The 9,379-nt window shown below is 61.5% G+C and carries 7 protein-coding genes; 4 read left to right on the top strand and 3 right to left on the bottom strand.

Annotated elements, in window-relative coordinates:
• Positions 1–157 precede the first annotated feature (157 nt).
• Both ACILSO_RS29965 and ACILSO_RS29960 read right to left on the bottom strand, forming a co-directional pair.
• On the bottom strand, positions 158–1,543 hold the full coding sequence (locus ACILSO_RS29965) for an adenylate/guanylate cyclase domain-containing protein (protein WP_395741176.1): 1,386 nt from the start codon (positions 1,541–1,543) through the stop codon (positions 158–160).
• A gap of 165 nt (positions 1,544–1,708) precedes the next feature.
• Positions 1,709–2,311 (bottom strand): Fic family protein, encoded by a 603-nt coding sequence (locus tag ACILSO_RS29960; RefSeq protein WP_395741175.1) that lies wholly within the window; start codon positions 2,309–2,311, stop codon positions 1,709–1,711.
• Between the two features lie 142 nt (positions 2,312–2,453).
• Here ACILSO_RS29960 and ACILSO_RS29955 point away from each other — a divergent pair, with 142 nt between their 5' ends.
• The 3 genes from ACILSO_RS29955 (at position 2,454) to ACILSO_RS29945 (ending at position 6,318) form a co-directional block, all read left to right on the top strand.
• Positions 2,454–5,366: a hypothetical protein gene (locus ACILSO_RS29955; protein WP_395741174.1), complete on the top strand. Its 2,913-nt coding sequence runs from the start codon at positions 2,454–2,456 to the stop codon at positions 5,364–5,366.
• Between the two features lie 168 nt (positions 5,367–5,534).
• Positions 5,535–5,765, top strand: a complete 231-nt coding sequence (locus tag ACILSO_RS29950; RefSeq protein ID WP_395741173.1) for a hypothetical protein — start codon at positions 5,535–5,537, stop codon at positions 5,763–5,765.
• A 70-nt stretch (positions 5,766–5,835) separates the two neighbouring features.
• A complete protein-coding gene (locus tag ACILSO_RS29945) occupies positions 5,836–6,318 on the top strand; it encodes a hypothetical protein (protein ID WP_395741172.1) in 483 nt (160 codons plus the stop codon).
• A gap of 25 nt (positions 6,319–6,343) precedes the next feature.
• Here ACILSO_RS29945 and ACILSO_RS29940 read toward each other — a convergent pair whose 3' ends face one another.
• Entirely contained in the window at positions 6,344–7,330 is a 987-nt protein-coding gene (locus ACILSO_RS29940) for a toll/interleukin-1 receptor domain-containing protein (RefSeq protein WP_395741171.1), read from the bottom strand.
• 109 nt (positions 7,331–7,439) lie between these two features.
• Here ACILSO_RS29940 and ACILSO_RS29935 point away from each other — a divergent pair, with 109 nt between their 5' ends.
• Positions 7,440–9,164: an MFS transporter gene (locus tag ACILSO_RS29935; RefSeq protein WP_395741170.1), complete on the top strand. Its 1,725-nt coding sequence runs from the start codon at positions 7,440–7,442 to the stop codon at positions 9,162–9,164.
• The last annotated feature ends 215 nt before the right edge of the window (positions 9,165–9,379 follow it).

Genomic DNA, 9,379 nt, shown 5'->3' with positions numbered 1-9,379 from the left:
AAGCGCATTACAAGCGCTCAGGAAAGCAGCACAGCACTGAAGGCAAAATCGCTTGGCAGAATGCCAGAATTTAACCGGCATTCCGGGCAGGCCTCTCTAAAAAGAGTGTTTTCACACAGCCTGGACAGCCCGCCCTACCCCACCGCGATGCCCCCATTCAAGGTGGCAGGGCGGTGGAGGTGGCTTTGCGGCCGGTGGGGCGATAGACTTTGATGGGATGGGCGCGGCCGCGGACTTCGCGCTCGCCGATGCACTCGAAGTCGAAGCTGGTGCGGGCGTCGGCATTGACGTTTTCACTGACAAGGATGGAGCTGCCTTCCTGCTTGGTGAGGCTTTCGAGGCGGGAGGCGGTGTTGACGATGTCGCCGATGGCGGTGTATTCAAAATGGGTGTCTGTGCCGATGTTTCCGAGGGCAACGAAGCCGGTGTCGATACCGATGCCGATGTCCACGGCTTTGAAGCTTTTCCAGGCTTCCGACTGGCGCACGAGGGGGAGGGCTTCGATGAGGGCGAGCGCGGTGCTGACGGCGTGCTCGGCGTGGTGCTCGTCGTCTTCGAGTGTACCCCAGGAGGCCATGAATCCATCGCCGATGTATTTGTCGATGAAGCCCTGGTTGCTGTGGACGATGGGGACCATGATCTGGAGGAACTGATTGACGAGGCCCATGGCCTGCGCGGGCTCGAGATTGTCTGAGAGGGTGGTGAAGCCGCGGATGTCCACAAACATGACGGAGATGCGGCGCTTGCGGGCGACGACTTTGCCGTCCTTCAGCGCCTGCAGGTAGCCTTTGGTGCCGATGTAACCGGCGAGGGCGATGCCGAGGCGGAGATTGTTTTCGAGCTTCTTGTAGGGGCCGGCGAGCTTGTTGAGCTCAAAGCGGTAGAGGAGGGCGAGGAGGCCCCAGAGGCCAAGGCAGCCGAGGGCGCAGGTTTTTTGCGAGGCGAAGACGGCGTCTTCGACTTTGCGGGCATCGATGTCCAGCCCGACGGCGCCGGCGATGGTGCCGTCTGCGGCTTTGATGGGGGCGTGGGCGCTGAGCCAGCTGCCGTATTGGTCTTCGACGAAGGGTGGCTCGACTTCGGGCTTGTGGATGTCGATGAGCTGCTCCTGGCCGCGATGGAGGGACTTCATGACTTCGCCGATCTGGGAGCGGTTTTTGGCGGAGTGCTCGGTATCGACGACGAAGACGGCGAGGGTGGCGTCGTCTTCATGCGGGGCGAGGGTGTACAGGTAGTCCGGGCTCATCTCGGCCTCGTGCGCACGCTCTTTGATCTTCTGCAGGACCTCCATGATGGCGATGTATTCGGCGCTGCTGGCGCTGCGGCTTTTGTAGGCTTTGACGTGATCCTCCGCGGACACCGAGGTGGCGGCGACGCTGGCGAGCAACAGCGCCTTCTGCGAGATGCGCTCAATGACCATGCCGCGGATGAAACTGCACGCGCCAAGGGCGAAGAGGCCGATGAGGAGAAAGGACAGCACCAGGAACATCCACCAGCGACGGTCATACTCCTCGGTGAAAAGCTTTTTGGTTTCGGGAGTCATTTGATTAGGAGAAGAGAGTGTGCGCAAGTGAACGCGGGATGAGGATGGGTCTGTTCATGAAAGCATGGATTGATGAGAAGCGGGCGGGGGGATTTTTGTGGAAATGGGGAACTCCGCCGTTGCTGCCCGTTCCGCCATCCAGCCGCTTTGAGTTCAGCCGCTCCCCTACCGAAAGGTCACCTGCACTTTGAGCGGAGGGGGATGCGCCTGCAGACTCGGCATGGAAAGCCCGCGGTGCTCCGCATAGTACGCCGTGAGAGGCGCGAGGTTTTGAGGGGCACAGCCAAGTGCATGAATATAGACCGGTTTGGGCAGCGGCGGCAGCAGCGGTCGCTGCTGCGCGGAGATCAGGTGCAGTTCCAGCGCGGAGGTCAGCAGCCGGGCCCAGCGGCCGTTCCCATCTTTGAATGGATGAATGAAAATCAGCCGCGCATGAAAAAAGGCGATGAATCTCAAAAGGTCCGCCGGGAACACGCCCGCCTCATACCCGTCCAGGCCGAGCGTCAGTTCCTGGCACTGCTGCAGAAGCAGCCGCATCTCCGCCTCGATGTACTGGAAGTCCGCTCCCACGTAAGGTCCGAAGGAGGCCAACTGGCCCCGCTGGCGCCATTCCCCGGCATGGGGATAGAGTTCGCCAAAATACAAATCATGCACCGTTGCCAGCTCTTCCGCCGTCCAGTTCGGAAATCGCGGCATCAGGCTCGCGAGGTAATGCACCGCTGCCTCATACCCGCGCTGCGCAGCAGCGCCATAAGCCGATGCATCCACTATCTCAGGCAGGCATTTTCCTCGTCTGATTTCTTCTTCAACCCCTGAATGCTCGTGAGTGGACACCGAATTTTCCCCAGATGTTTTATTTATTGACAAATTTTGTGCCTCACGACTGAATCGCCGCTCATTATCTCAAATCATGCGTTTTGCCCCGGCCTTCGTGCAACATTATTTTTTGGAACTGGATCCCCGTTACTACAGAGACGTGGCGCAGTCTCTCGAAAAAAGCTACAGCACGGAATGTGCCTCCCCCTCCGGGGACGCCCCCACAGCGGGCGGCCCGGCACTGCGGATCGGCCCCTGGCGTCTTTTCGCCTGGCTCGACCGCCCTTCCTTGTGGGCCCTCCGCTCTATCCAGCGCACCAGCGGCCTGGACACCTTTCTCTTCGACGATCACGGCCTTCCCGGAGTCACGGACGTGGCCGAGATGATCAATTTTCCTTTCCAGGAGGCCGCCGCAGAGCCGGACGGTGTAGTCGCCACCAGCTGGGCGGAGTTTGAGCCCACCATGCGGGGGAGTGGCTTGCTCTGCGCCACCTTCCTGTGGCCGGACTGGGATGTTCTTACCGCCGCCTCATGGGCCGGCCCAGAGGCCACCAAAAGCCGGATCCTGGAGGCCATTCATGCTGTGTTCCGTCAGAGCGTGATGACCGAGTTTGCCGCCCCGGCCGCCGACTCCGACCGCGGCACGTGCGGCACCTTTGCCAAAGAAACCCGCCCCCCGCGGCCCCCGCTCCTCATGATGGCCTCTGCCGGAGATGCGGATCTGGTGCTCTATGGCTGGGTGAGCAGCGCCGAGGTGCTGGACCGCTACCTCTTCCTGCTTACCCGCATGTCAGTCGCGGATCTGCATCAGGAGATCTTTGGTGCGCCTTCGCAAAAGCATGGCGCGGAGAGGTCCGTCTTCAGGGCGAGCCAGACAGAACTCGCCGTGGACCTCGGCGCCTATGAGCACAGCATGCAGCTGGCCGTGAAGACTGTGTCCCCGCCCGCACAGCCGCAGGCCCCGCCTCCGCACCGCTTTGACGGCACTTTCCATGCAGAGATCGGCCTCTCCCGCGGGCATGGTTCCCTCGCCCATCTGCGCGACGGAGTCAGCCAAGTGCTGGGAGGCGGCCACCCCTGGTATGAGCGCACCATCTTTGGCGGTGAAGACATGATTTTGGTGGGAGAGAATGTGTCGTTTGAACAGATTATCAGTCTTCAGGCCAAGCTCGACGCCGCCCTCGCCTCAGACCCGCGCTTCGTCCGGCGCACGTCCCTGCGCATCGGCATTGACGTCAGCGAATCCTATGGCCGCACCGCCACGCTCCCTCTCAACGACCCCGCCACCCACAGCCAGATCAACGATCCCGTCGGCCACAGCTGCCCCAAGGTCCCTCCAGACCTTGGCGTGGTTCGCGCCGAAATCGAGCGCCTTACCAAGATGAAGTGGCGTGAGGACGTCCGCATCATCGAGCGCATGGTGGAGCGCTGCGTCACCCTGCAAAAAGCCCTGCACGTCCGGCTGGAAACCCGCCACATGGCGGCCACCGCGCTGAAAAATATCGTGCGCCACTGCGATATCATTCGCCGGGACGAGGAGGAGCTGCAGAATGTGAAGGACAACCACATTCCGCCCGAGGACCGCCACCTGCGCCCCAATCTGCTCGTGCAGTTTGCTGAAGACATTCGGCTGTCACGGAAAGAGCTGCTCGAGGCCGGGGTGTACCTCGACCGTGCGCTGGCGCACCATTCCAAAGGCGTCATCCCTCTCTTGCTGCACCCCGCCAGCCAGGCGCGGGGTCCCGAGCATTTTGGCTCCGAGGTGGGTCTGAGCGTGGGACTGGGCACCATGTTTCAAAACGCCGCCACCCGGCTGTGGCGGGAAATGAAGTCCGCGCCAAGACCGAATTCCGAGTGGGACGAGTCCTACCAGCAGCTGAAGGAAGATCTCCAGAGCCTGCGACACCCCACTGTGTTCGCCAGCCATGAGCCGGACTTTGGCATCATGCCGCAGCTGGGCCTTCTGCGCGTGCCCCGCTGGGCGCTGTGGTATGCGCCAGCCTCATCCCACCTCATGCACGAGTTTGGCCATGCCGTCGCGCGCATCGGCGCTTTGCAGTATCTGCTGACCGCCCTCATCGCGGATCTGGTGCACAAATATGACGCCCTGGATGAAGAATACTGGCAGTTGCGCCCGGCGGTGCAGGAGGCTACAAGCCACTGCCAGCCCACCAAGAATCTCGACCTGCGGGCCTTTGCGCGCTATCTGGAACGCTTCTCTCCCGTGCTGCTGACCCAAGGAGATTACATGCTCTTCTTTGAGGAAACCGCCTGCGACCTCGTCTCCCGCCTCTACTCCTACCCGCCCGAGGAGCAGTGGGACTCCGTCTGGCTGGAGCACTGCCTGAAATACGTTCTGCCCTTCATCGGCAGAGACTCCCCCTACCAGATCAAGGAACGTATCGCCCGTCTGCAAGGGGCCTATGTGGCGGTCCGCCTCATGCGCCGCGCGGGGGCGCTGCACGTCGGTGCGCAGGCTCTCACGGTCGGGCAGCTCGCCGCCGTGCAGGCCCATGCGGCGGAGGAGGCTGAGCACTTCGTCTCCAGCCTGGGGATGTGGAAACAAAAGGTGATGGCGGAACCGGCCACACGCCACTTTCCCTCCTGGGCGGTAGACGAACTGCTCAATATCTGCTCCGACCGCGAAAACCTGCAATACTCCAGGCAGTGCCCGGAGCTGCTCTCAAAGTTTGTGCATGCCGGCTGGCTGTTGTGCTTTGCCATGAGCCTGCCTGACGGGGATGTGCGCACCGACCCCTCCGCCATCAAGGGCCTGATGGTCTGGCGCGCCATGCTCCGCGCCGGCTGGGAGCACACCGATGAGTCCGAACTCGTCGAGGCCCTCGCCCGCTGTGAAATACCGCGCAGGCGCAGTGCTTTCCCAGAGCGGCTTCCAGGACTCCTCGTGTCGGCTCTGAACCAAAACCAATCCCGCGTGGAGCCCGCCACTCGTATCGCTCTCTCCTTCTACCTTCGCGATCTTTACAACCTCGAAAACTATGAATAAACGCTTATTTTATTGATATAAAAACGATAATAATTGCCCCTCAGCCCTCGGCAAGGTAATTTCCCGATGCATTCGGCACAGAATACGCTTTTTGCTTACATCCAATTTTCCTTATCTTTTTCGATTTTATTTTTGTACTTTTCGATTAGTTAACCTAACACTGATACCATGGCCGTACAACGTTACGCTCAACTGCTGGGCCGCTCTCTGAGTGACAGCCAATATAGCCGCAAATGCGCCTTGGACCGCGAGGGTTCCGACCGTCACTTCATGCCGTATGCTCACGATCATACGCTGGAGTCCGGCGCAGACACCGGGTACGCCACGCAGTCTCAGGCTGCTGCCGCTGCTCCCGTACGCAAGCCCAGGCCTTCCAAGGCTGCCAAGACCCGCGACTGATCACGCGGAAACCCTATTGACTCACAGGAGGGCTTCTGCCATCCTGTAGGACTTACAACCGCCACCACGGATGAACGCCAGCCACGAGTCCTGGGAAAACCGCAGCTACAACGACCTCTTCGAAGAAGCAGTCGCCCTCGAACTCAGGGAAAGCGACGGAAGCACCTCCGCCGCGCCAGATGTGGGCGGCGGCATGCGATCCTTCATGGGGCCAGTCCAGGCACTGCCCGGCCTGCTCATGGTAGAGCAGGCGCGTGAGCGAGTGGCCCGCCTCGTCAGCACCTGCCTGCTCGTCGGCCAATCCACCTATGAAGCCTTTGTGCAGCGCTGCCGCCGCCTCCCACTGATGAAGCAGGCGCGCTCTCCCAACCTGGATCCTCTGCTCCAGGCTGCCTGGGTGGCGCGCAAAGAGATCGCCGAGGGCACACGCACACTTACCACCGCGGAGGCACAGACCGCTGCGCGCGGGCAGGCCCTGCAAAGCCTTCTCGCGGCAGATACCACCTCGTCCTGGGCCTACGAAGGCCTCGCAGTCAGCATGAAGGCAGGCTGATTTTTGTGGGGATGCCGGAGCATGCTCACTGTGGCTGAGCAGCTCCAGCCCCTATTTTCTCATCCGCGCGCAGGTCCTTCAGCAGCCGCGCATATCCCGACTCAAAGGCATGCTGCTCCTTCCAGCGGGAAAAGTCGGGAATGAAATACAGCCGCACTTCAGACGCAAGGTCCTGCCCGCTGTCCGCATCAAAGCACTCCCACTCCGTCAGCGTTTGAAAGTCCGCGATCCGCACCGGAAACAGCTTCCGTTTGCCGCTCATTCTTTCCGCCTTTCGGGCCTTCTTCAGCTCTGTCATCACCCATTCGCTTCGCAGGCTGTTGGAAGACAGCACGATGAGCAGCTTGTCATAAACCCGGATGGCCTCGTCGATCTGCTCATGCAGCTTCCTGCCGCCCTGAATGTCATGCGGCGAAAACCACACACGCACATGATCCTGCTGAAGCCTCCCATGCAGACGACGCGCAAACTCATCGTCCAGCGTGCTGTAGCTGATGAAGCAGGAGTAAAACTGAATCCCCTCCCCCGCCACCATCAAAACCTTTGCATGGGCGATGCAGCTGTCAGGCACGCCACAGCCGCGCAAAAACACGTCAGGAATCTGGCCCTTCGATTTGTAGAGCGTGTCAATGCCAACAGAGGACGGGATGCGATGCCGCACGGACTCAAGGCCTTTCGCGGTCCTCAGATCAACTTCAGTGAAAACGGTGCGCCCGATGCTGACATCGTTCAGGCTTGTGTCGCTGAGCTCCGCACCGCTGAGATTCGCACCTCCGAGGTCCGCGCCTTGGAGATCTGCGTCGTTGAGGAGTGCCTCACTGAGGTTCGCGCCCCGGAGGTTGGCTCCCCGGAGGTTTGCGTCATTGAGCAGTGTTAATTTGAGATTCGCGCCGCTGAGGTTCCCGCGGCTCAGGTCCGCGCCTTTGAGGTTCGAGCCACCGAGTTCCACGGGCGTTCCGGTGTTTCGTGCTCTCCACGTGTTCCAAAGCGCGCCGCCCTTTTTGATCACCACATTGCTTGAGGCCGGTTATGAGTTGGGCTAACCACACCGCACCTCTTCCCCGCCATTTCGCCGCCCAAGATGCTTGACCGGGTGGCATAAAAGCTGTTCCCCTCATGGCATGGCTGATTCTCCGGTTACTGCTTCTTCTTTTGACAAGATCCTCCTGCGTGGCGGGGTGCTGGCGCTCTTCTGCGTGCTGGTGGGGTGGCTGGCGATGAAGAAGCTGGCGCTGGGCGGGGTGGCGGGCGGGGTGATCGGCGGGGCGACGTTTGGGATCGGGCTGTATGCGATCGCGAACCTGAAGGGGGCGCCGGCGGGGCTGTGGGTGACGTTTGGCCTGAAGCTGCTGAGCGTGACGTGCTACAAGATCCTGATGGTGGCGATGGTGAGCTACCTGAGCAAGGACTGCGGCCTGGATACGGCGACGGCGCAGTATGCGTATGCGACGTTTGGCTTCATGATGTCGTGCTGCACGCTGCTGGCGGGGTCGATCACGGATGCGATCGGGCTGAGGCGGACGCTGACGATCGGGGTGTCGCTGGCGGTGCTGGCGCGTGTGGTGATGATTTCGGTCTCGAACCCGTGGATCGCGCTGGTGGCGGGGCTGGTGCCGGTGGCGGTGGGGGAGGCGCTGTGCACGCCGGTGCTGGTGGCGGCGACGCGGAAATTTAGCACGGCGGAGCAGCGCAGCGTGGCGTTTTCAGTTTTTTATGCGCTGCTGAACCTGGGCTTTCTGGCGGCTTACTTCATCTTTGATGGGGTGAAAAACCTGTCCGACAATGGCGCGACGCTGCACCTCTGGGGCGCGGAGCACAGCGTGCAGCGGGTGCTGTTTGCGGTGAGCGCGGGGATCGAGGTGGTGATGCTGCCGGTGCTGCTGCTGCTGCGTGAACGGGATGCGCCGGGCGAGAATGGTGGTGGTGGTGATGCGGCCACAGATGATGCTAAAGCCAAAGCCGAAAACAAAGCGCCAGAAGCAGGTACTGCTACAGGCCAAGCCGACGGCCTCAACCCATATCAGGCACCAGCATCCGCCTTCGCATCCTCAGCCGCGACCCCAGCGCCCGCATCCACGTCAGAAGCCGCACCGGAGCCCAATCTCACCGTCAGCGCCGCTGTCAAAAAATCCGCGCAGCTTTTTGCGAAGCTGCTGAGTCATCCGGGGTTTCCACGGCTCCTGATGTTTCTGGCGGTGATCGGGCTGCTGAAAATTGTGTTCAGCATCATGGACGGGGTGCTGCCGACTTTCCTGGAGCGCGAGCTGGGGGCGGAGGGCGGTGCGCGTGCGGGCCGTGCGAACGCGGTGAACAGCGTGCTGATTCTGATCCTGGCACCGATCGCGGGAATCCTGACGCGGAAGATGCCGGCGTATCCGATGGTGATCTTCGGGGGATTTATCACGGCGCTGTCGTTTGTGTTTCTGGCGCTGCCGCCGCAGGTGTTTCAGGGGCTGGCGGACGGGCCGCTGGGGCAGGCGGTGATCCGGGGGTATTTTGCGTGGCAGGGCACGGCGCATCCGCTGTTTCTGATGGTGGTGCTGTGGCAGGTGGTGTTCTCCATCGGGGAGGCGTTTTATTCGCCGCGTGTGTATGAGTATGCGGTGTCCATCGCACCGAAGGGGCAGGAGGCGAGCTACGCGGCGCTCTCGGCGGTGCCGCTGATCCTGGGCAAGATCACGACGGGGACGGTGTTTGCGTGGCTGCTGACGCGCTACTGCCCGGAGCAGGGCCCGCGCGATACGGCGACGATGTGGGGCATCGTGGGCGGCCTGGTGCTGATGGCGCCGCTGCTGCTGCTGGTGCTAAGGCCGTTTATCCGGATGAAGGAGGAGGGGAAGGAGTAGCTAGATGCTGGATCCTAGATCCTAGATGCAGGATGGGGTCGGGATTGAAAACTGAGAATTGTAAACTGAGAATTGAAAATTGGGTGGGCGAGCGGGGCGTTGAGGGATCAGGATGATCCCTCTCCTGCCTGAGGCGCTGGGCCTTCGCGGGTGCGGTTGGCAAGATGGATGGGCTTCGGCGTGGCCAGGGGTGGCACGCCGTTTGCGGCCTTACG

It is taken from the genome of Prosthecobacter sp. (genome assembly GCF_044226605.1).
Lineage (GTDB): Bacteria > Verrucomicrobiota > Verrucomicrobiia > Verrucomicrobiales > Verrucomicrobiaceae > Prosthecobacter.
The sequence above is the reverse complement of the archived record's forward strand: the minus strand, read 5'-3'. Positions and strand labels throughout refer to the sequence as shown.